The sequence below is a fragment of the Pseudomonas sp. AP19 genome (assembly GCF_001728855.1).
Taxonomy (GTDB): domain Bacteria; phylum Pseudomonadota; class Gammaproteobacteria; order Pseudomonadales; family Pseudomonadaceae; genus Aquipseudomonas; species Aquipseudomonas fluorescens.
Window position 1 is genome coordinate 1 of sequence record NZ_LXJP01000047.1, and the last position, 21,761, is coordinate 21,761.

The window sequence follows — 21,761 nt, forward strand, 5'->3', positions numbered from 1 at the left end:
TTCAAAACCTGTTGGCCCCGGAGAGCTAGATCGTACTGGTGGGAATTGCGTTTTATGTGGTGGATCTCTAGATTCCACTGTCTGATTGGTAGTTTTCCAATCGGCAACCCAGAGCGATTTTTGCGATTAATGGCTGGATTGTTGGCTTTCGTTGCCCCGTTCCGCCACGACCGTCCTATCAGTACTCTGAGTGGATTGCGTATCACTAAATTTCTCGTGGTCTGGTCTCCTTGACTCCGGGTCAATGGGTGGTGCTTGTTGGTTTGACATGCTTATTGCGAAGATAAGTGCTGTTGGAATTAAAATTTAACTGTCAATGTAGTAGGCGCTGGATAATCAGTCGAGCTGTTTCCAAGGCTAGGCGGTTGGTCGCTTACCGCTTCTCAAGAACATAGCCCACGCCTCGGAGCGTGTGGATAAGCTTCGTCTCGAAAGGATCATCGATCTTGGCTCTGAGCCTTCGAATCGACACCTCTACAACGTTTGTATCGCAGTCAAAGTTCATGTCCCAAACCTGTGAGATGATCTGCGTACGGCTCAGTACCACCCCCGTGTTGCGCATCAGGTAGTGCAACAGTGCAAACTCTTTTGTAGTCAAATCGATGCGCTGGCCATCCCTGAAGGCTCTGTGACGGCTCTGGTCGAGTTCGAGGTCAGCTACACGAATTATCTCGACGGATGCAGGGTGGTCAGACCTGCGCATCAAGGCGCGGACCCGGGCCAGCAGTTCTGGGAACTCAAATGGCTTGATTAGGTAGTCATCTGCACCGTTCTCCAGGCCCCGAACCTTATCTGCTAGGCGACTTCTAGCCGTCAGCATCATGATACGAGAAGGGCAGTTTTTACGTCGCAACAGTTCAAGCACCTGCCACCCATCCATCTCCGGCAGATTGATATCAAGGATGATCAACTCATATTCGTGCTGCTTGGCCAGGAATAATCCATCTGAACCGGTATGGACGCAATCTACAACATAACCGCATTCAGTAAGGCCTTGACGCACATACTCCGCAGTTTTTACTTCATCCTCAATTACCAGAATTCGCATGGGATTTTGTCTCGACATCACTGAGCAATTAACCGCGCACGCGCGCCGGCGTTATTGAAATGAATGGTAAATCAAAAAGAGTTGTCTGGGGGCTAAATTACGGATTTGTAATTTCTAGGTAATATATTTGATAGTCTGGCGTTATATCTTGTCGCGGTTTGGGTTTGACAGATGCGAGCCCTCTCTCCAATAGGTGATTTGACCTTATGAAGTACTGGGTTATTCTATTCTTTGTTCTGGTTTCATTCCGTTCAGATGACGGCGAAGTTCCCCTCATTGAGGAGGCTGGACATTGGTGTAGCCATGAGCTGCATCGACATGCGATGCATGAACTCGAACAACTGCTCGAATTTTAGATAAAAAAAGGCGCCCAAAGGGCGCCAAATATTCACCTTTTACCAAAGGAGCACTTAAGCCACTCAAGGTGAATGCGTAATGCACGTTTTTCTGAGGGGCCAGTTCATGGAAAACTGATCCGATCAGAGAATTACAGAATAGAAAGCGGGTATTCAATGATCACGCGAGTTTCATCAAGGTCCGATTCGAAAGCAGTGGCACGCGTGGTAGCTTGGCGCAACCGGAAGGACAAGTCTTTAGCCGGGCCGGTTTGAACGACATATTTCACCTCGACGTCACGCTCCCAACGTTTTTGATCGGTGAGCGGATTGCCGTTGTCGTCGGTACGCATGTAGAACTGGTTGGCGTTCGAGTAGTCTGCGCCCGAACCCCTTGCGTAGCGGGTCATGAACGTCAGACCAGGAATACCGTAGCTGGTGAAGTTAAGGTCATAACGCATCATCCAGGAGCGTTCTTTCGGCGAGTTGAAGTCGCTGTACTGGATCGAGTTGTCTACGAAGATTGAGTCCGACTGACGCAGGTAATCAAAATCGTCATCGCCATTGTTGCGCTGGTGTGACAGGGCCAAGGTGTGGGCGCCGTAGCGAACACCGACCTTGGCACTCCAGATATTGTTGTCGAACTCGCCCAGTCGGCGTTTACCTTCATCCACGGCTTTGTAGTAGTTGAACCCACCAATCAGCGCGAGGTCATCGCTCAGTGGGTAGGCGAAGCTGGTACCGGCGTAGTACTGGTTCCAGACATCTTTCAACTGGCTGCCGTAGACACTCACGGTCCAATTGTCGTTGATCGAGTAGTCACCGCCGCCGTAGCCGATCCAAGGCGAGTTGACCGGGCCGCCATAGAAGGTAACGAAATTGTCGTTCAGGTTACTGGAAACCGGTTGGCTCATTGCATGCAGTCGACCACCTTGCAGGGTGAGGCCCTGGATGCTGCTGTTCTCAACGGTCACGCCGCGGAAGCTTTCTGGCAGGAGGCGCGAGTCGCCCGCTGCGACGACCGGCGTCGATGGGAATACATCACCCACTTTCACCACGGTATCGAACAAGCGGATTTTGGCCGCTCCGCCAACCTTGGTGTATTCATCACGCGCCTCACCCTTGTTATCAACGGGCAGCACGTCGAAGGAGCTACGGCCGCCGTTGCGACCGTCGCCGGTATCAAGCTTGAGGCCGATCATTGCAAAGGCATCAACACCAAAACCGACGGTACCCTGGGTAAAACCAGAGTTGAATTTGGAAATGAGCGCGTGCGCCCAGGCTTCGGAGTAGCCGTTGGTGTTGCCCTTACCACTGTTGTAAGTGGGAGCCGAACTGTCGCGATTATCACGATTGAAGTAGAAGTTGCGGTTGAGCACTGTAAGGCTGCTGCCCTCAATGAAACCTTCTGGTTTGTCTTCAGCTTGAGCAGAAATTGCATAGCTTCCAGACAGCGCAGAAACTGCCGCCAAATACAGTGGTACTTTGATTTTCATCTGATGCTCCTTTGATTTACGGCAGTTTTTATTATGTGTACCGACGCGGGTGTCTTTATATGTTCTGACCCGGCGGCGCGCCTATGAAGAGCGCCGAGCTCATATTTGCAGGCCGAAGATAACGGGAGGGCGATAGGATAATTACAATTTCGTCATCTACAGGTTATCCGGGTGCCTAGCACCGTGTGTTAGCCATCTCTCTCGGTTGTAATCAAATCCTGGGTTCGACTGAATTTCTCAGTGTTTACGGGCATTACCCACTTTTCTTACGAAATTGTAATTTTCTAGCCACCCCTCTGATAGCTACCGCTCTTTAGAGTGCCATCACCTAATCCAGTGGGGCTTGGCAGCTGTTTCGGCGTTCTCGCCAAGCTTTATCGAAGTTTGTGCACGAGGACCATTAAAGTGCCCCGGTATATCCGCAATGTCTTTCCTAAGACCTCAATCTCACCCTGGAAGATAGCCGCACTCTGTGCGGTCATCTCCGGGCTGATGGCACCTGCTGCATTTGCCCAAAGCATCAGCTTGCCTCAAGCGCTTTCGACGGCGATGGATGCCAACCCTGACATGGCCGCCGCCCGTCAGGAGATTGGGATCGCAGATGGGGCACGCAAGCAGGCAGGGCTTATCCCCAACCCAACAATCTCGTACGACGTAGAAGACACCCGTCGCAGCACTAGCAAGACAACTGTGACGCTCAGCCAGACCCTGGAGCTGGGCGGAAAGCGGGGCGCACGTGTTGACGTCGCCACCTATGGCCAGACTGCTGCACAGCTGGAGTTGGACCGTCGAGTGAACGCTCTGCGCGCCGAGGTCGTTCAAGCCTTCTACGCAGCATTGCGAGCGCAGACTGGCCTAGATCTAGCCAAGCAATCTCTGGAGCTGACTGAGCGTGGTCTGCGCATTGTCGACGGCCGCGTTCGCGCAGGTAAATCCTCCCCAGTAGAGGCTACTCGTGCTCAAGTACAGTTGGCCGAAGCCAAGCTGCAGGTCAGACGCGCCGAAACGGAGAAAGCGACCGCTTACCAGCAGCTAGCTCAAATTACGGGGAGCTCGGTCACAGTATTCGATCGCCTGGATTCGCCGACCCTCTCCCCAGGTTTGCCTCCGGACGCTGAAGAGCTGTTGTCGAGGCTCGATCAAACTGCGGAAATGCGTCAGGCCGTGGTGCAGATCGACAAAAGCGATGCGTCCCTCGGCTCAGAGAAAGCTCAGCGAATCCCAGACCTCACTGTAAGCGTGGGTAGCCAGTACGACCGCTCCGTACGTGAACGGGTCAACACTGTAGGACTGTCCATGCCATTGCCGCTGTTTGATCGTAATCAGGGCAACATTCTTTCCGCTTCTCGACGCGCAGATCAAGCCCGAGACCAGCGCAACGCAGTTGAGCTGAGGCTGCGTAGCGAAACCCAAACCGCAGTAAACCAGTGGGCGACCGCCATGCAGGAGGTCGAGTCCTACGACAAGACCATTCTGCCGTCCGCACAGCAGGCTGTGGAGACCGCAACTCGCGGTTTCGAGATGGGCAAATTCGGCTTCATCGAAGTGCTGGATGCCCAGCGCACCTTGATCGTCGCTCGTGGCCAATACCTCGATTCGTTGGCAACAGCGACCAATGCGCGTGCGCAGGTGGAAAGGGTTTATGGCGATGTCGGTTCGACTGCCGGCGTTCGTTGAACGGGCCAGAAATTTTCTTCGGCGCTCGGCATAACACGTCGGTGCCTATGATCAGCAGGAGTAGCAATGGATAACAAACGCAAGATCGCCCTCGCGGTCGCCGCTGTGGCAGCCCTTGGATTTGGCAGCCTTGCCTGGAACAACAGTTCCGGAGAGCAGGCCGCCAGTACCGTCGAGCACGGCGCTAACGATGGCCATGGCGATGAGAAGACGACCGCATCAGCCGCCAAAGAGGAGGGTGATGAGGGTCATGGTGCAGAAGGCCATAGCGAAGAGGGTGGTGAGGAAGAGGGCAAGCTGACCCTGAGCGCTGAACAGATCAAGGCAGCTGGGGTAGTCCTGGAGTCTGCGGCCCCCCGTGACCTCGGCACCGTTGTGACTTTCCCGGGGGAGATTCGTTTCGACGAAGACCGGACTGCACATGTTGTCCCTCGGGTCCCTGGCGTTGTTGAAAGTGTCCAGGCCGACTTGGGCGAAGCCGTTAAGAAAGGCCAAGTCCTCGCAGTGATTGCCAGCCAACAGATTTCTGACCTGCGCAGCGAACAACAAGCCGCACAGCGACGCGTAGAGCTGGCCCGCGTTACCTTCGACCGTGAGAAGCAACTGTGGCAGGACAAGATCTCCGCCGAGCAGGATTACCTGCAGGCACGCCAAGCGCTGCAAGAAGCAGAGATATCTCTGGCCAATGCCAAGCAGAAGGTCGGTGCCATCGGCGCTTCGGTCAATTCCGTAGGCGGCAATCGTTACGAGCTTCGGGCACCCTTTGACGCCGTGGTGGTAGAGAAGCACCTGACCATGGGTGAAGTCGTCAGCGAGGCGACTAACGCTTTCATCTTGTCCGACCTGAATCAGGTGTGGGCCACCTTCGCTGTCCCTCCCACTGAACTGGGCAAGGTGGTGACGGGCCGTGCGGTAAAAGTTTCATCGCCCGACATGAACGTCGAGGTCGACGGCAAGGTGGGTTATGTAGGCAGCCTGCTGGGTGAGCAAAACCGTGCAGCGACCGTTCGCGTTACCTTGACCAACCCTGACGGCGCCTGGCGTCCAGGTCTGTTCGTGAACATCGCCGTCACTTCTCAGACCGATCGAGTGGCTGTGGCCGTTCCTGAAGGCGCCGTGCAGACCGTTGAAGACAAACCCTCGGTATTTGTGCGCACCAGGGAAGGCTTTGACACTCGGCCGGTAAAAACGGGCCGCCGTGACAATGGATACGTGGAAATCATCGACGGCATCCAAGCCGGCGCCCAAGTAGCAGCCAGTGGCAGCTTTACACTCAAGTCTGAGCTCGGCAAAGCGTCTGCCGAACACGGTCACTGATGCGAACTGACAGGATGATTTCTCATGTTTGAACGTATCATCAGATTCGCCATTGAGCAGCGCATCGTTGTAATGATCGCTGTTCTGATCATGGCCGGCATCGGTATCTACAGCTATCAGAAGCTGCCCATCGATGCGGTACCCGACATCACTAACGTCCAGGTGCAGATCAACGCTGCTGCGCCTGGCTATTCGCCATTGGAAACTGAACAGCGGATCACGTTTCCAGTTGAAACGGCCATGGCCGGTCTCCCGGGCCTTCAACAGACCCGTTCCTTGTCTCGCTCTGGCCTGTCTCAGGTCACCGTGATCTTCAAGGATGGCACTGACATCTTCTTTGCCCGCCAGTTGATCAACGAGCGGCTGCAAGTTGCGAAGGAGCAGTTGCCAGAGGGCGTTGAGGCTGTCATGGGTCCGGTATCCACTGGGCTTGGTGAAATTTTCTTGTGGACCGTTGAAGCTGAGGATGGTGCGGTCAAGGAAGACGGTACACCGTACACCCCAACCGACCTGCGTGTGATCCAGGACTGGATCATCAAGCCGCAGCTGCGGAACGTCCCAGGTGTGGCCGAGATCAACACCATCGGTGGTTACGCCAAGCAGTTCCTGGTCGCGCCGGATCCGAAGCGCCTAGCTACATACAAACTGACCCTCAATGATCTGGTCGCAGCGTTGGAAAGCAACAACGCCAACGTCGGCGCCGGTTACATCGAGCGTAATGGTGAGCAGCTCCTCATCCGTGCGCCAGGGCAGGTCGGTAACATCGAAGACATCGCCAACATTGTGATCACCAGTGTCGATGGCGCACTGATTCGAATCAGCAACGTCGCTGACGTTAGCATTGGCAAAGAGCTCCGGACGGGGGCTGCCACCGAGAACGGTCGCGAAGTCGTACTCGGCACCGTGTTCATGCTGATCGGTGAAAATAGCCGTACCGTGTCTCAGGCTGTTGCCGCCAAACTGGCTGACATCAACCGTACCCTTCCAGAAGGTGTGGTTGCCGTGACGGTCTACGACCGCACCAACCTGGTTGAAAAAGCTATTGCAACTGTGAAGAAGAACTTGGTGGAAGGCGCGATTCTAGTAATCGCCATTTTGTTCCTGTTCCTCGGTAACATCCGTGCTGCACTCATCACCGCGATGGTGATCCCGTTGTCCATGCTGTTCACCTTCACCGGTATGTTCAACAACAAGGTCAGCGCCAACCTAATGAGCTTAGGCGCACTCGACTTCGGAATCATCGTCGACGGTGCCGTGGTAATTGTAGAAAACGCGATCCGTCGACTGGCTCATGCGCAACACAAGCATGGCCGTATGCTCACCAAAGCTGAGCGCTTCCATGAGGTCTTCGCTGCTGCGGGTGAAGCTCGCCGGCCACTGATCTTCGGTCAGTTGATCATCATGGTGGTGTACCTGCCGATCTTCGCCCTGACCGGCGTCGAGGGCAAAATGTTCCACCCCATGGCCTTCACCGTTGTGATGGCGCTGCTGGGTGCAATGATCCTCTCCGTCACCTTCGTTCCGGCAGCCATCGCCATGTTCGTCACTGGCAAGGTCAAGGAAGAGGAAGGCGTGGTGATGCGCACTGCGCGGCTGCGTTATGAGCCGATTTTGAAGTGGGTCCTTGGGCATCGGAACATCGCGTTCTCGGCCGCTGTAGTCCTGGTCGTGCTCAGTGGTGTGCTTGCAAGTCGTATGGGTAGCGAGTTCATTCCAAGCCTCAGTGAAGGTGACTTTGCGATGCAGGCCATGCGCGTGCCAGGTACGAGCCTGACCCAATCCGTAGAAATGCAGCAACGCCTTGAAAAGGCTGTGATTGAGCAGGTCCCGGAAGTAGAGCGGATGTTTGCGCGCTCGGGTACAGCCGAAATCGCATCCGACCCGATGCCGCCTAACGCCTCCGACGCCTACATCATGCTCAAGCCTCAGGATCAGTGGCCCGACCCTAAGAAGCCTCGCGATGAGCTGATTGCTGAAGTGCAGAAAGCCGCAGCCGGTGTCCCAGGCAGCAACTATGAGCTGTCCCAGCCCATCCAGTTGCGTTTCAACGAGCTGATCTCGGGCGTACGGAGTGACGTCGCAGTGAAGGTGTTCGGCGATGACATGGACGTGCTCAACAACACGGCCAACAAGATCGCTGCAGCGCTCAAAGCGGTACCGGGCTCTTCGGAGGTCAAGGTTGAACAGACCACCGGCCTGCCGGTGCTGACCATCAACATCGACCGCGAGAAAGCCGCACGCTACGGCCTGAACATCGCGGATGTACAGAACTCGATCGCCATCGCTGTCGGCGGTCGTACGGCCGGCACGTTGTATGAAGGCGACCGTCGCTTCGACATGGTGGTGCGCCTGCCTGAGACCGTACGTACCGACGTAGCAGGTATGTCCAGCCTTCTGATCCCTGTACCGGCCAATGCATCTCAAGGTGCCAATCAGATCGGCTTCATCCCGCTGTCGCAGGTCGCTAACCTGGACCTGCAGCTGGGTCCGAACCAGATCAGCCGCGAGAACGGCAAGCGTCTGGTGATCGTCAGCGCCAACGTCCGGGGCCGCGACCTGGGGTCGTTCGTTCAAGAGGCAACCGCTTCGCTGGATGCCAAGGTGCAGATTCCTGCTGGTTACTGGACCACCTGGGGTGGCCAGTTCGAGCAGCTCCAATCGGCGGCCAAGCGTCTGCAGATCGTGGTTCCGGTGGCCTTGCTGCTGGTCATGACCCTGCTGTTCCTGATGTTCAACAACCTGAAAGACGGCATGCTGGTGTTCACCGGTATTCCATTCGCACTCACCGGTGGCGTCGTGGCGCTGTGGCTGCGGGACATCCCGCTGTCGATCTCGGCTGGGGTTGGCTTCATTGCACTGTCCGGCGTCGCGGTACTGAACGGCCTGGTGATGATTGCCTTCATCCGCGGATTGCGAGAGGAGGGACGAACGCTTAGGCAGGCCGTCGACGAAGGCGCGTTGACCCGACTGCGACCTGTGCTGATGACAGCCCTGGTGGCGTCCCTGGGCTTCATCCCGATGGCCTTGGCAACCGGTACCGGTGCAGAGGTTCAGCGGCCACTGGCGACAGTGGTGATTGGCGGGATCCTGTCCTCCACCGCGCTGACTTTGTTGGTGCTCCCTGCCCTGTATCAATGGGCACACCGCAAGGATGAAGACGGTGATGAGGCCGAAGTGGTTAGCTGATAGCCACTAAAGAGAAGCCCACAACACACGTTGTGGGCTTTTTTGTTTTATATGAGCCAGATGCACTTACCTTTCAAAATTGTAAGTAAGGTGAATTTTAGCGCCCGCCGTGGGCGCTTTTTTATTAATGGACTTCTCATGAAAACCACTAGATCTGCAATTGCCGTATTCATGCTCTTCTCTGTGCTGTCGACAGATGCTCTAAGTAGCGTGCAGATCAATGAGGATCTTGAGCAGTCTGCTCGGCAGGCTACAGAGCGCTATGCACAGAGCGTGAAGAAGCCCATGCCAGAGCTTGAAGACTACACCTATGGCATGAATCTGGACGTTGGGAAGTTGGTGTACGTGTCGCCCAACGTGCGGTACTGCGGCAACGTGAAAAGCATGATGGCCTACGAGGACTCGAAGGGCGAATTGCACATGGTTCGCTACCTGGTGAAAGGCGAGTGCGTTAATAGTCGGTGAGCGGCCACCCACTTGCTGCCCCCGGCGCTTAGCTCACAGCAACTCGATGCCAAAACGACGTAGCAGCAGAGCAAAGCCCCCAAAACTTACCATGGTGATGATGATGCTGATGATAAGCGTCGGCCAAAAGTCCAGTTTGGGCAGCAGCACCGGAAAAGTGATAAACATTGGCAGGGTTGGAAGGACGTACCAGAACGTATACCAGGCATGATTAGCTATCTTTTCCATACTCTGGTTTTCCAAGTACAGCCAGATCAGCGTCATGACCGTGACCAGAGGCAGAGCGGCAACTAGGCCACCCAGCTTGTCGCTACGTTTTGCCAGCTCTGATACTAGAATCACTATTCCGGCAGTGACTAAGTACTTCGTGATGATCCAAGCCATTGCTGAACCTCCTACGGGCACTCGAGAGAGTCTGTCGGAATCTTCCCAAGGCGCTCACGAAGTGCTCCTGCCGTTTTGACGCCTATCATTCCCGATCTTTCCTTTACGACACCACTCTCTCTGTTTGAAGAGTGGTGCGTTGACCAGGTGGTTACCAACCGATCAGTGCGACGGTAACGGCATGCTCTGGTGGAAAGCTGCGCGCTCGATCTGAATGGTGCAGTGGTGGATTTCGAACGCATCGCTGACCGCTTCCACGACGCCCGCCAGCACGGCATCTCCATCTGCTGTGTCACCCACTACTACGTGCGAAGTCATCACGTTGCTGCCGCTACTGACGGCCCAAACGTGCAAATCGTGTACATCAGTGACGCCATCAACGTTGCGGATGGTGGTCTCGATTGCCGCGACGTCAAGCCCCCTTGGGACACCCTCCATGAGGATGCCCAGGCTCTCGCGAAGCAGCTGCCATGTCCGCGGCAGTACCCAGAGGCCGATTGCAACAGCGACAATCGTGTCGACCCAGGTCCAGCCAGTGAAGCGGATAATGAGAGCCGCGATGATTACGCCCAACGATCCGAGCATGTCGCTCCAAACTTCGAGGTAAGCCCCTTTGACATTGAGGCTCTCGTTGCTGGCAGATGCCAGAAGACGCATCGAAATAAGGTTGATGATCAGGCCAGCGATCGCGATCCACATCATCGCGCCAGTGGCGATCTCCGTCGGCATGAAGAAGCGTTGGTAGGCTTCGTACAAGATGTACATTGCCACCAGGAAGAGCAGGACTGCGTTGAGCGTGGAGGCCAGGATCTCCAACCGCGCATAGCCAAAGGTTCGTTTTTGATCCGCCGGCCGCTTGGCTATCTGGAGCGCAATCAGCGATATCGCCAAGGCGGCGGTGTCAGTGAACATGTGAGATGCATCCGACAGCAGCGCCAAGCTGCCGGTTATCCATGCACCGATTACTTCAGCAATCATAAAGCTGCCAGTCAGGGCCAATGCCATGACTAGCTTCTTCTGATGTCCCTCACGTACTGCTGCACTGCCATGATCATGATTCGATCCCACGTATTTCTCCTTGCGCAGGGGGGTGGTCGCGTTGGCTTACCAGGGTGGCCAGGCGCTAAGGCGTGGCTTGGCCGCACTGGCTGCAGAATTTCGCTCCTGACGTCAGCGAGGAGCCGCAGGCCTTGCAGCCACTCGATAGTGGTGTTCCGCAGTTTAGACAAAAGCGCGCAGATGGGGCGTTAGCGGTCCGGCACTGCCTGCAAGGCTGCAGATCAGTGATTGGGGCTTGGGATATTGCCCGCCCACTGTCAATTACCCGGTCATTGCCGTCGCAGCTCTGCTGCTGGTCATAGCGGTCATGCCGATCGCTCCCGTGCCCACCACTGTGGTGCTTACCACCGCCGTGGTTTCCCCGGCCGTGGTGGCCGCCCAAGATGTTCTTGAAAAAGCTCATGGTGTTCGTCCCTCATTGATAAGTGACATAAGCACGGGCAAAAGTTAAGGAAGTGTTCTGCTCGCGAGAAAGACTTCTAAATTGAAGTAAAAGTTCAAAATGAGCGTACGACAAAACAAGCCCATTTTGTTTATGAAATTTAATTTAATTCGCTGGGTGGCACTAACCACACAGCAGTCGAACGTGTCCGATTTTTTATCATAGCCTGGTCGATCACAATCAAAAAAGCCATTGCTGCGATTCTGACAGCATTGTAATCACGAGGTCATCGTGTCGTTATCGTGTTCCGGAAATAATGCGCCTAGCGAGAGTTTACTTCTCATTCAATTCTTTTGCCTCAAACATCCTAAGCGCCCTTAAGCCATAGGGCTCGGGGTCTCTGGCGCTCCGCACGCCCACCTTCGCACAGTATCTGTCGATGGTTTGCCTGGTAGCTACCGAGGATTCCATAGCCATGCGTCATGGATCCCATAGCCATGCGTCATGGATCAGCAGCCTCCTAGAGTTTGATAATGACACCTTCGAAATCCATTGTTCACACCCTGTTCAGTAGATTGATCTTTGCTATTCGCAGTACTCGACAAAAAGGCATCAGCACCAATCTGCTCATCGGGCTGGTAACTCTTTGGTTGTTGCTATTTACGAACGCTGAGCTTTGGCGTGTTCTTACGCGGCTGATTTTCAATGCCGATGAAGTTAATTGGCTGCTCGCGAGTAGCCTGCCAGTTGTTGTGTTTGCTTGGGTGTTTACCATACTCAGTCTGCTGTCATGGGCACGGCTCGCCAAACCGCTACTGTGCCTGATCCTGATCAGTGCGGCTTTCGCCAGCTACTTCATGAATGCTTACGGCATCGTCATTGATTACACCATGTTCACCAACGTCGTGGAGACCGACGTCAGTGAGGTCTCCGAGCTACTGAACTGGAAGCTCGGCCTCTGGGTGGCAATGGTAGGGGGATTGCCCGTTTACCTGATCAGTCAGGTGCCGCTCCGACGTAAGCCCTGGATCAAAGCGTTGGCCAGTAGACTCATTGTCCTTTCGCTTGCCCTAGTCACCCTTGCCGGCATTGTGCTGAGCCAATACCAGTCTTATGCGTCCTTGCTGCGCAACAACCGGGAGATTCGGCTCATTCTGGTTCCCACCAACCTGTTTGCGGCCAGTCATGGCTACCTGAAACGTCAGTTGGCCACGCCGAGGCCAAGAGCCGAGAAGGGCTACTCGATGTGCTTCAGCGCGCAGGCATCAGCGTAATGTGGACTGACAACAATTCGGGCTGTAAAGGGGTCTGTGACCGGGTGCCTAACCACAAGGCTACCCAACATGCGGATGCTCAGCTGTGCACCAGCGACGAGTGCAAGGACGGGGTGCTGCTCTCGGAAATGGAGGACTTCATCAACCGTCAGGAAGGCGATGCTGTCCTGGTGCTCCACTACAAAGGCAGCCACGGCCCAGCCTACTACAAGCGATATCCCTCGCAGTTCAAGAAATTCGAGCCGGTCTGCGAGACCAATGAGCTCGACAAATGTAAGCAGCAGGAGGTGATCAATGCCTACGACAACTCGATCCTCTACACCGACTACGTAACGGCCGGGCTGATCGACATCCTGGCTGCGAACACCAAATTCGACACTGCGCTCATGTACGTCTCGGATCATGGGGAGTCACTGGGAGAGGGTGGCCTCTACCTACATGGGCTGCCCTATGCGATGGCCCCGGACGAGCAAACCAAGGTGCCAATGGTGCTCTGGATGTCTGACTCTATCGCGAAGAGCGAACGGCTGAATATGGGCTGCTTGAAAGCCCAGACAAACTCGCCATTGAGCCATGACAACCTGTTCCACACGGTGCTCGGGATGATGAGCGTCCAGACATCCTCGTATCGCTCAGCCCTAGACTTCACTGCCCCTTGCAAGCCCTTGGCCGGAAGCACGTACTCCGGCCTCTGAATGCTCGAAGTGCGATTGAAATACTCGCTCGTATCAGCTGCAATATTCAATTGGAGAGCAGAAAAGTCAGTTGAATCTGGTTGCCCAGGTTTTGCTCGCTGTGAATGTCGACCTTGCCACCGCAGTGTTCCACGATCCGTTTGTACCGCGAGCGATGCGCCTGCAGTGTACGTTCAAGCAATTCGGGCCAATCAAGCGCATTGACCAGTGTTGAGACCTAGGCTGGCATCTCGGTTGCTGCCGTTCTAGTCATGGGTAACCTGGGTCGCAGCAGGTGGCGACTGAGCGTAATCGACCTATGAAGCGGCCGGTCGACAACGACCGCTGTGGGTCGAAAGCTGCCTTAGGGCTGGGCGTCTGCATCACTAATTGGCTTTAGCACTATGCTCCCGCCTATCAGCTGTATGCTCAGGGAATCACCGATTTTGAGACCCATGCGTTCGAGGATATCGTCCGGGAGGTCAGTGATGACATCCCCAGTACCATCACCTGGTTCTTGGCATTTCAAGGTTGTCCGCACGGATTCATTCATAAGGGGCGGCTCCTTATGAGCTGATGGGGAAGCCTCCATCCTACGCCCACTTGCCCCCTACTGGCAGCATTCGACCCACTGCGAAGGCTGGATGTTGGAGCCAGCACCGGCAAGCTCTGCTTTCGCAAGTATGAAGGAGTTTAGTGATAATCCTGCTTCCGGCTGGCGGCGATGGCGCTGACAACTCAGCTTAGGGCCGTGTCTGCTTGAGGTCGCAAGCAGCCAGTCGCTAATGACCGCGCTATCGAACCACTGAGCACCATCCGAGACAGAGCTTTGTTTACCGCGGAGCGTGAGCCCGTTCGCTCGAATACCTTCCTAACAAAGGGGCTTCCCCTTAGGCATACGCTTGATGCGGTTCGAGTTAGATCCTGCGATAGACACAGCTAATCCTATGTCAGACGAGATGTAGACAGGTCCTCTGGCATGGAACCCAACGGCGTTAAGTGTAGACACCGTGTTCAATTCGTCCTAGGAGTGTCACAACTTGCTGGTAGCCCGATCGAGTCACCAAGGTGCTGCAAGGTGACTGATGCCTTAGCCCGATTGCTGGCTTGTACAGCCATTGCGCGGCAAGCACTCGACTGCCAAGCACCAGCGTTGCCAGATGCACGATTTCTTCGCACCTGCCCTTGAAGCTTCGGTGGTCGATGCTCCAGCACCCCTGCGGCGAGCATGGGCACAGCGCTAATATCTGAGGATCCTTCATTTGCAAACCTCAAAGGTGAAAGCCTATCTCTCAACCGGCAATTCGGCCAACAGGTTCCATTCCTTTGCCGGCATGTGCTGCTATGTCGAGAAACCTTCCTTGCGTCTGTACCCGCCTTCGCAAAAGCCTTCGGGCGTCGTCTTCATTTTCCGACTTTATACGCCACTTATCAGTCTTTACCTTCCGTCGGCCCTTCATTGCCTCTCCTCTTCCACGTAGGTAGCGCCCAAGATCAAACCAGCCGCAGGGTCAGATCGCGCAGACTTTGGTTGCATCCGATCGGACATCTCAGTCCATGCTGAAGGGGGACAGGCGCCCCTCCTCATCGGTCCGATGGCGTCACGCTTAGCTCCTCACGAACGCGCTCAATGATTGAATCCAGAGTGGCATCCTTGTCCATAAAAAGGTAGCACTGGGTCAAGATCGTCAAAGGATGAACATTCATGACAGAGGCGAGCCCATGCACCATTTCGAGGGTAGGGCCCTTTCCTCCGGCTTCCAGTTGACTAAGGTAGGTTTGGCTACTGTGGCCGCCGAACTCTTCTTGGCTGAGGCTACGAGATTTCCTCTGCCAGAATTTGGATCGCGGATCAGTTGAGAGCTTTGCAATCTGCCTCAGCTTGCGCGAGTTCATTAGCTGCCTGTTGCACCGTTTTTAAATGCCGGCGCAGCGCAGCATCCCGCACCTCAGGCCCCTTTCTGATATCTTTTAGCCCTTGCATCATCAGAGCAGAGATCTCGGCGGCTCGTTTCCGCACTGCATGCTTAACCAGCTGCGTGTCGGCAGGAGTGATAGCTGTTGCGGGGTTAAACCGGAAATTGCGCTCATGAGACTCGCGCCAATCCATCAATACCTGGGTGATTTGCTCTCCAAACCCTCTGATCTGCTTGATCTTTCGTGCGTTGATCTCTGCAGCGGTTTCGATGCCGAACGATTGTAAGCCCGCTCGCTTTGCGGGTCCCACTCCCGGCAGCACCGCCAACTCGATGTAGAACTTTTCCAGGTAGGCGGTGCGTTGGCGCTGCTCAGCTTTACTGCGAAGGGCAGCGAGGTCCTTCTGCTCCCTGACAGCCAAGGTATCAAACTCAAGTTTGAGTCTGTTTAGCAACTCGCGCTTGGCAGTGACCTGATCAACCCCAGAGTCTGCCTGCAGGGCCCTCACTGCATCTTGGTGTCGTTTGCGAGCGGCGTCTCTGATGATGGTACGACGCTGCTTCTCTTCCGTCTTGGCCTTGGTGCCGAATTGCCCCACGAAAAGCCAGCTCGTGGCAATGATCGTTAGGTAGATGAGGGGGTACCCACCCATGGCCGACCATATAGCGATCGTAATACCCGTCAGCGTTAAGCTCATGAAGTGTTTTGCGGTTGTGCTGAAAACCCCAAGCGGCAGAGGGTCGGGCTCTGGGCTAGGATTACTTGCCGCTGGGATTTGCACCTGGTCAAGAATTGGGACTTTGGTTATGGCTGCCCATACTTCACCAATCTTAACTGGCGAGCCGTTGTTCGCTTCGCCTGGTGCGTAGATCGGAGTGACAGTGAAGTAGATGACGCCTTTGCCATCCATCAAGCACCAAGGGCAGGTGCTCAGGTGAGTCGGAAAGGCGTGGAGCTTTGACTTCGCACATGGCCGGAGCCTGGACCGGAGTTCGTCCAATGCCACTATCCATTGATGAGCAGTCGGCCGACCAGTTCGTTTGCCCTCCTCAGTGAATGTCTTTTCGAACATGCCGGCAATTGAGCCAGGCACCGTCGATAGCGGCAGTGCGCTGGGGGGCGGTAGTAGAAGGCTTTGGCTGGTGCTGTAGGCAAACCTGAATTCCGAAATGTTGTCTTCAATTGTCTCACCGAGCCCTTCCTTTTGAGGCAGGGGTTTGGGGAGCAATGGAACCGAAAACCAACGTAAGCACGAATTAGAGTTCGCTTTACTCGTATGTGACTGTTGATTGGAGAACTCTGATTGTCGAAACGAGTTTATCGAACCGCTTTTCGGATGTTTACGGTCCTTCCTGATGTTCGTTAAAGCGGTTTCATAAAACGGTGGTTTTATCGTACTCCCCAGACAGAGCGCTGGTTTGCGGGCAGGTACTGGGCTTAAGTGCGTTTACTGTTCCATTGCTCCCCGAACCCCAGGCACGCCAGCGTACGGATGCCGGCCACCCAGCAAGAGGTGCCAGATCAGAAGTCCAAGGCCGAAGTTATCGTGGTTTGGTGTTCGGACCACTCGGCGGAAGTTCTTTCCCTGTAGCTCAGGAGGTGTGTATGTTCCTACGCCCACTTCGCAGAGATGCTGGTTGACCCCGTCACTGAGCTGGTAAGTGTTTGCGCCGATGCCGAATTGACCCACGTGCCGAGATTTTACTGAGCCCCTCTGAATTCTTGCGAACCAATGCCAGTGCTGCATTTCGTTAGATTGGACTTGGGTCAGTCTTTAGTCGGCGCGTGGATCAATTCGGCATCGGCGCCAACACGCGTACGATCACTTTGGCGTAAGCGCAGCCTCGGTCCCTCTAAAGTTGGCCATTTTCGAGACGCCCAGCCAGCGTACTTGCGCGGCGCCCCGATCAGACCGTATCTGGCGGTACCAAAGCGCGGAGCGGTCATATCCAACACATTGCACGGGGTATAATCGCTCCGCCGACCACGCGGCTCATCCGCGCCACGAGCAGGACAATACCGGCCATCATGCAGTTATCGAAATTAGCTCGAACAGAACGCTTTGGCCCATGTTCTGGTCTCGCAATGTCTCTACTGCTCTCAAACGATTTTGCTTCTCAACGCGCAGTGACAGAGGAAGAAGATCATCTCGGACTCAAATAGTGCCTTTGCTTGCAGGTCTTTGGCCTATCTCGAATGGTTTTGGAAATCCATGGACCAAGCGCAGCATAGTTTTCGTCCAGTACCAGTTCACCGTGATATGCGCCGGCAGCGAATTACCGTCCAAACCGGCGCGGTTATTTCCTTCAAAGATACGGCGCACAGATCGACTTCGGCATCACCATAGTCATGGCTTTTTATTCGCTTTAATCCACTGATCGAATACGGCGATTTCCTTCTTCTGTGCGGCAATTATGTCCTTGGCCATACGGAGCATCTCTGGATTTTTTCCGTTCTGGAGTTCGGCTTGCGCCATCTCGACTGCCATTTGGTGGTGCATGCGCATGTTGGCCGCGAAGTCATAATCCACGTCACCAGTCATGGACATGCCGCCCATTTGTTTCATCATCTTCGAATGATCCTTCTGCTCGGAAGGCATCTGCATCGCTTCGCTTTTCGTGGGTTCTGCGGCATTAGTCCACGTCGGCGCTGCTGCCATTACCGCGACAGCCATCGCTACCACCCTCATCGACAAAGTGAACCGGCTAGAGCTGTTGTGCTTGATATGCTGTGACATTGTGAATCTCCTATTAGCGCCGAAGGGTTGGCACATGCATGCCATGGCCCCCGAACACGGAAATTGCTATTTCTGTACTGCATGGGGCTTGACTAACTCTGTTCGCCAGCCATTTTTCGGCAGATCTCTGCGCATTCACGGCAGGCCCTGACGCAATCTTCCATACCACCGACCTGTTCGCAGCTCTTCACGCAAGCATCACAGATCTCGGCGCAAACCCCACAAACGTGGTGGTGAAAGGTGGAACCACTCAACAAGAAATTGGCCGACGTCTGACAGATCTCGGCGCAGTTGATCATTAGGCGAAAATGTTCGGCCTCAAGGTGTTTACCCCCCGCCTCAAGGCAATGGGTCATCGCTGTATTCAGACAGGTTTTGTGGCAGTCGCTACACGCCTCAACGCAAGGCCGCAGGTATTGGTGAGTGTTTCTGTGAGAGGTAACCGGGGTGTCGCTCATAGCTATGTTCTCCATTGCATCCAAGGAAAGACAACACTAGCAGTGGTGCTGAGACCAGCGGCATTCGATAATTTCTATTAAAAACAACTGATCATTTCAGACTGATCGCGGATGAGTGATACTGCAGACAAGCACCAAGCGTAACGCGAGCAAGATGCTGTTAAATAGCATTCAAGTAAGTGCATACCCAAGGGCCAAGGGCTCATATTTCACCCTAGACCACGCTCGGCGGACAGTCGACTGAAATTAAAATTACATTTCTGTCAGCTCTTGGTTGGTTAACACTTCGTTGCGAATTGAGTTTAGTACCGAACGTCACCTAATAACGGTCGAAACACAAATTATAGGCGCGCTGTTAAGCATGCCATTAATTGAGTAAAGACCTTGCCTGACAGATATGTAATGTTAACGGCAGCTTTCTGACAGGTATCATTAGCTACTCTCTAACCATCAGTGAATTAGAGTTAGGAGAGGGTCATGAAATCATTGAAGGCAGTCATCGCTATTGCGGTATTGGCAGTTTCGTCCTTTGCCATAGCTGAGGGTGGAGGGGATCGCGTCTTTGGTCGGATGATGCAAGAAAATCAGCAGGCGATGGAGCAATATGCCATCAAAAATGGTAAGGCCATACCTGAGGTTGTTCATTACCAGTATGGTTTGAACCTTGATATCGCAAAAGTTATCAGTATGACCCCAACCACAGGATCTAGATACTGTGGGTTGGCCCCTTCGCGTATGACCTACGAAGACTCGAGTGGCAAGTTGAATACCCTCGAGTACCAAGTGCTGGTCAGTAATTGCCCTCATGGTGGCTGATCGCTTACGGTCCAAGTGCATTAGAGAAACTAAGGTTTATTTATGGAGCACCAAGTGGATAATTACATTCCGCTGACAAAAAAGTAATTTTTAGGTCATGCTAGCGTTATTTTAGATGTGAAACTATGCTGCTGCACGCAGGGTGTTCACCTGCATGCTTATAATCATAAATATTTCACATTAAAACTCTGCCAAGCAAAAGCCTGGGGTATTACATGAATAATAATAATAACTTTTATGGTCTTTCCCTCATTGCCCTTGGCATGAGTCTGGGGCAGGTTGCAGTGGCCGTTGAGCAAAAGCCAGAGGGGTTCATTGAGGGGAGCAGTTTTAACATTCTCAACCGAAATCTCTACTTCAATCGCGACTTTCGCAACGGTCAGTCCAGTCGAACGGGGAACGGTTACTCCGAAGAGTGGGCTCACGGAATTATCGGACGTTTTGAGTCAGGCTTCACACAGGGCACTGTGGGCTTCGGCATTGATGCATTCGCAATGCAGGGGATCAAGCTTGACTCGGGTGATGGCCGTTCTGGAGCCGGTGGCACAGTAGACATCATGCCCTACAACAGCAAGGGTCAGCCTGAGGATACCTATTCAAAAGTCGGTGGAGCAGCCAAGCTTCGCTTGCTAGATACGGTCGTCAAGGTTGGGGACGTATTTCCTTCTACGCCTGTTGTGGCGTATGGGGACTCACGACTGCTGCCTGAGAGCTTTCGTGGCGCCACGTTTGCCAACACCAGCATTGAAGGCCTGACCTTGCAGGGTGGTCGCCTGCATGCGATGAGCCAACCGAATTCAAGCAGCATGCGCGATGGTTTCGCTACGTTCTATGCAGGATCTGTAGACGCGCCTTGGATCGCCTACTTGGGTGGCGATTACACCGTTAACGAACATATCGGTGTGAGTCTCTATACCAGCCGCTTCAAAGATGTGTGGAACCAGTATTACGCTGGCACCACGTTAAGCTACCCACTTTCCGAGACTGTCGCGCTGATTGGTGGCCTGAACTACTACCGAGCAGTCGACGAGGGAAAAAAACTGCTGGGCAGCTTCGATAACAACATCTGGAGCGGTAAGACCGGTATCCAGTTTGGTGCCCACACGCTGACCGTTGGCTACCAGCGCAGCAATGGGGATGACGATTTTGATTACCTGCGCCAATCTGATTCTATTTTCCTGGATAACTCTATCCAATACAGCGACTTCAACTCCCCGAAAGAGCAATCCTTGCAGCTACGCTATGACTTGAATATGCAGTCCTTTGGCATTCCTGGCCTGAGCTTCATGACTCGTTACGCGAAGGGCTGGGATGCTGACTACTCGAATGCGAACAGCGTCTATATGCGCCGAGGAGCTGATGGCGCTCCACTGCAGGACCAGAAGCGTTGGGAGCGAGACATCGAGGCTAAGTACATCATTCAAGCCGGCTCCCTGAAAGACATGTCCTTCCGTGTGCGCCAAGCGACGACTCGGGCTACCGCCTTCGAATCAGATTTGGATGAGATTCGTCTGATTGTGGAGTACCCGCTGCAAATTCTCTAAATCGAGCATTAGCTACCTAGCTCACCAGGTACAACCCGTCTCTTTGTTACTCCTTTGGTTGGGAGGCGGCTTAGGCGCCCTTGTGGCGCCTTTTTTTATGGTGCGCCAGGCATGGCGCGTTGCGCGCAAGCGCAACCAGTTTGGCTGTGGTGGCCACACTGGTGACTTGGAGGTGAAAGTCCTCTACACACCCGGCAAGGGGAAGTGTTAGCCAGAGGCAAGGGTGTCGCGGGTGACCGCGAATCTGAAGGAAGCCCGAGGCAAAATGCTGGCCTGACGAACAGGAAGCGGATTAGGCGGCACAGCGGGGTAAGGTAGCCATAATTGCCCAAGCCCAATACTTGCACGGAGCGCTGTGACGTAAATCCGACAGGCATAAGCAGGAAGGTCGCGCGAATTACCCTGGGAGATCTGTTTAGCCTGCCATGTGCTACCGGCATCGCGAGATGACGGGATGGGCGACAGAAGTCAACAGAGGCCGTAGTAGCTGCTCGAAACCGGAGCAATGAAGGGCTGAACCTGCCATGAGTGGATAGTCGGGTGTGATCTCTGCAGAGCGTAAAGCAGAAACTCCGCGTAGCGGGGGTCGAGACCATCAGGAGGTAGGAGCCGGAAGCTCCGAGGGCCGGTCTGGGCGCTTAGATACCGCAGGCGACACATCAACGGAACCAAACTCGCTGACGCTGTTTGTCAGTAGGCAGGAAGCGTTGTGCACCAGCCGATCCAAAATGGCATCGGCCAAGGTCGGATCGACGATAAGCTCATGCCATTTGTCCACCGGCATAGAGCGGTCATCCAGCAACTCCAGCATGTCGCGCCGTTGCTCGGCGGTAAGCGGCACAAGCCCCCAGTCGAGGATCAGCAGATCGGTCTTGGCGTAGCTGTCCATCAGTTTCGCGAAGAGGTCTTCCAGCAGGTGTGGCAGGCGCAGGTAGCGCACTCTGTAGCCGTTGTACCCACGCCCTTGGAGTCGCCATGATCAGGTTCAGCCC

The 21,761-nt window shown here is 54.5% G+C and carries 17 protein-coding genes and 2 pseudogenes; 7 read left to right on the forward strand and 12 right to left on the reverse strand.

Annotated elements, in window-relative coordinates; translation table 11 throughout:
* Positions 1-373 precede the first annotated feature (373 nt).
* The gene (locus tag A7D21_RS25705; protein ID WP_034137066.1) at positions 374-1,048 is read right to left on the reverse strand and encodes a heavy metal response regulator transcription factor; all 675 of its coding nucleotides are present in this window, start codon (positions 1,046-1,048) and stop codon (positions 374-376) included.
* 487 nt (positions 1,049-1,535) lie between these two features.
* Positions 1,536-2,879 (reverse strand): OprD family porin, encoded by a 1,344-nt coding sequence (locus A7D21_RS25710; protein WP_034137067.1) that lies wholly within the window; start codon positions 2,877-2,879, stop codon positions 1,536-1,538.
* Between the two features lie 405 nt (positions 2,880-3,284).
* Here A7D21_RS25710 and A7D21_RS25715 point away from each other — a divergent pair, with 405 nt between their 5' ends.
* The 4 genes from A7D21_RS25715 to A7D21_RS25730 all read left to right on the forward strand — a co-directional run bounded on the left by A7D21_RS25715 (position 3,285) and on the right by A7D21_RS25730 (position 9,524).
* A complete protein-coding gene (locus A7D21_RS25715) occupies positions 3,285-4,556 on the forward strand; it encodes a TolC family protein (RefSeq protein ID WP_141718267.1) in 1,272 nt (423 codons plus the stop codon).
* A 66-nt stretch (positions 4,557-4,622) separates the two neighbouring features.
* Positions 4,623-5,873, forward strand: coding sequence for an efflux RND transporter periplasmic adaptor subunit (locus A7D21_RS25720; RefSeq protein WP_034137069.1), 1,251 nt, complete (start codon positions 4,623-4,625; stop codon positions 5,871-5,873).
* 24 nt (positions 5,874-5,897) lie between these two features.
* Positions 5,898-9,059: a CusA/CzcA family heavy metal efflux RND transporter gene (locus A7D21_RS25725; protein ID WP_069553008.1), complete on the forward strand. Its 3,162-nt coding sequence runs from the start codon at positions 5,898-5,900 to the stop codon at positions 9,057-9,059.
* Positions 9,060-9,197: 138 nt separating this feature from the next.
* Entirely contained in the window at positions 9,198-9,524 is a 327-nt protein-coding gene (locus tag A7D21_RS25730; protein WP_034138160.1) for a DUF2790 domain-containing protein, read from the forward strand.
* 33 nt (positions 9,525-9,557) lie between these two features.
* Here A7D21_RS25730 and A7D21_RS25735 read toward each other — a convergent pair whose 3' ends face one another.
* The 3 genes from A7D21_RS25735 to A7D21_RS34700 all read right to left on the reverse strand — a co-directional run bounded on the left by A7D21_RS25735 (position 9,558) and on the right by A7D21_RS34700 (position 11,370).
* The gene (locus A7D21_RS25735; RefSeq protein ID WP_034138159.1) at positions 9,558-9,908 is read right to left on the reverse strand and encodes a DUF3147 family protein; all 351 of its coding nucleotides are present in this window, start codon (positions 9,906-9,908) and stop codon (positions 9,558-9,560) included.
* Between the two features lie 162 nt (positions 9,909-10,070).
* Positions 10,071-10,976, reverse strand: coding sequence for a cation diffusion facilitator family transporter (locus A7D21_RS25740; protein WP_034138158.1), 906 nt, complete (start codon positions 10,974-10,976; stop codon positions 10,071-10,073).
* A 55-nt stretch (positions 10,977-11,031) separates the two neighbouring features.
* A complete protein-coding gene (locus A7D21_RS34700; RefSeq protein ID WP_080761431.1) occupies positions 11,032-11,370 on the reverse strand; it encodes a zinc ribbon domain-containing protein in 339 nt (112 codons plus the stop codon).
* 512 nt (positions 11,371-11,882) lie between these two features.
* Here A7D21_RS34700 and A7D21_RS25745 point away from each other — a divergent pair.
* A pseudogene (locus tag A7D21_RS25745) lies at positions 11,883-13,318 on the forward strand (phosphoethanolamine transferase).
* A 46-nt stretch (positions 13,319-13,364) separates the two neighbouring features.
* Here the strand turns inward: A7D21_RS25745 and A7D21_RS36330 are convergent.
* From A7D21_RS36330 to A7D21_RS25765, 6 genes are all read right to left on the reverse strand, one after another.
* A complete protein-coding gene (locus A7D21_RS36330; protein WP_256556379.1) occupies positions 13,365-13,499 on the reverse strand; it encodes a hypothetical protein in 135 nt (44 codons plus the stop codon).
* 162 nt (positions 13,500-13,661) lie between these two features.
* The gene (locus A7D21_RS25750) at positions 13,662-13,850 is read right to left on the reverse strand and encodes an AbrB/MazE/SpoVT family DNA-binding domain-containing protein (RefSeq protein WP_034138156.1); all 189 of its coding nucleotides are present in this window, start codon (positions 13,848-13,850) and stop codon (positions 13,662-13,664) included.
* Between the two features lie 442 nt (positions 13,851-14,292).
* A complete protein-coding gene (locus A7D21_RS36690) occupies positions 14,293-14,559 on the reverse strand; it encodes an antitoxin Xre/MbcA/ParS toxin-binding domain-containing protein (RefSeq protein WP_080761430.1) in 267 nt (88 codons plus the stop codon).
* A gap of 322 nt (positions 14,560-14,881) precedes the next feature.
* On the reverse strand, positions 14,882-15,193 hold the full coding sequence (locus A7D21_RS25755; protein ID WP_083272242.1) for a helix-turn-helix transcriptional regulator: 312 nt from the start codon (positions 15,191-15,193) through the stop codon (positions 14,882-14,884).
* Positions 15,150-16,124 carry a hypothetical protein gene (locus A7D21_RS25760; protein WP_141718268.1) on the reverse strand — a complete coding sequence of 325 codons (975 nt, stop codon included), beginning with the start codon at positions 16,122-16,124 and terminating at the stop codon, positions 15,150-15,152. Before A7D21_RS25760 ends, A7D21_RS25755 begins: the two co-directional genes overlap by 44 nt.
* Positions 16,125-17,561: 1,437 nt before the next feature.
* The gene (locus tag A7D21_RS25765) at positions 17,562-17,951 is read right to left on the reverse strand and encodes a DUF305 domain-containing protein (RefSeq protein ID WP_226926058.1); all 390 of its coding nucleotides are present in this window, start codon (positions 17,949-17,951) and stop codon (positions 17,562-17,564) included.
* A 935-nt stretch (positions 17,952-18,886) separates the two neighbouring features.
* On the opposite strand from A7D21_RS25765, the gene A7D21_RS25770 reads away from it, so the two are divergent.
* Both A7D21_RS25770 and A7D21_RS25775 read left to right on the forward strand, forming a co-directional pair.
* Complete coding sequence (locus tag A7D21_RS25770; protein ID WP_034114901.1) at positions 18,887-19,225, forward strand: DUF2790 domain-containing protein; 339 nt, start codon at positions 18,887-18,889, stop codon at positions 19,223-19,225.
* A 215-nt stretch (positions 19,226-19,440) separates the two neighbouring features.
* Positions 19,441-20,769 carry an OprD family porin gene (locus A7D21_RS25775; protein WP_034114902.1) on the forward strand — a complete coding sequence of 443 codons (1,329 nt, stop codon included), beginning with the start codon at positions 19,441-19,443 and terminating at the stop codon, positions 20,767-20,769.
* Positions 20,770-21,364: 595 nt separating this feature from the next.
* Here the strand turns inward: A7D21_RS25775 and A7D21_RS25780 are convergent.
* Positions 21,365-21,718, reverse strand: a pseudogene (locus tag A7D21_RS25780) (ATP-binding protein); the annotation flags it as partial.
* Positions 21,719-21,761 lie beyond the last annotated feature (43 nt).

Coding starts and splice junctions, on each gene's coding strand:
- A7D21_RS25705 (WP_034137066.1), bottom strand. CDS start 1,048: ATGCGAATTCTGGTAATTGAGGATGAAGTAAAAACTGCGGAGTATGTG.
- A7D21_RS25710 (WP_034137067.1), bottom strand. CDS start 2,879: ATGAAAATCAAAGTACCACTGTATTTGGCGGCAGTTTCTGCGCTGTCT.
- A7D21_RS25720 (WP_034137069.1), top strand. CDS start 4,623: ATGGATAACAAACGCAAGATCGCCCTCGCGGTCGCCGCTGTGGCAGCC.
- A7D21_RS25725 (WP_069553008.1), top strand. CDS start 5,898: ATGTTTGAACGTATCATCAGATTCGCCATTGAGCAGCGCATCGTTGTA.
- A7D21_RS25730 (WP_034138160.1), top strand. CDS start 9,198: ATGAAAACCACTAGATCTGCAATTGCCGTATTCATGCTCTTCTCTGTG.
- A7D21_RS25735 (WP_034138159.1), bottom strand. CDS start 9,908: ATGGCTTGGATCATCACGAAGTACTTAGTCACTGCCGGAATAGTGATT.
- A7D21_RS34700 (WP_080761431.1), bottom strand. CDS start 11,370: ATGAGCTTTTTCAAGAACATCTTGGGCGGCCACCACGGCCGGGGAAAC.
- A7D21_RS25750 (WP_034138156.1), bottom strand. CDS start 13,850: ATGAATGAATCCGTGCGGACAACCTTGAAATGCCAAGAACCAGGTGAT.
- A7D21_RS36690 (WP_080761430.1), bottom strand. CDS start 14,559: ATGAAGGATCCTCAGATATTAGCGCTGTGCCCATGCTCGCCGCAGGGG.
- A7D21_RS25755 (WP_083272242.1), bottom strand. CDS start 15,193: ATGAACTCGCGCAAGCTGAGGCAGATTGCAAAGCTCTCAACTGATCCG.
- A7D21_RS25760 (WP_141718268.1), bottom strand. CDS start 16,124: ATGGATGGCAAAGGCGTCATCTACTTCACTGTCACTCCGATCTACGCA.
- A7D21_RS25765 (WP_226926058.1), bottom strand. CDS start 17,951: ATGTCACAGCATATCAAGCACAACAGCTCTAGCCGGTTCACTTTGTCG.
- A7D21_RS25770 (WP_034114901.1), top strand. CDS start 18,887: ATGAAATCATTGAAGGCAGTCATCGCTATTGCGGTATTGGCAGTTTCG.
- A7D21_RS25775 (WP_034114902.1), top strand. CDS start 19,441: ATGAATAATAATAATAACTTTTATGGTCTTTCCCTCATTGCCCTTGGC.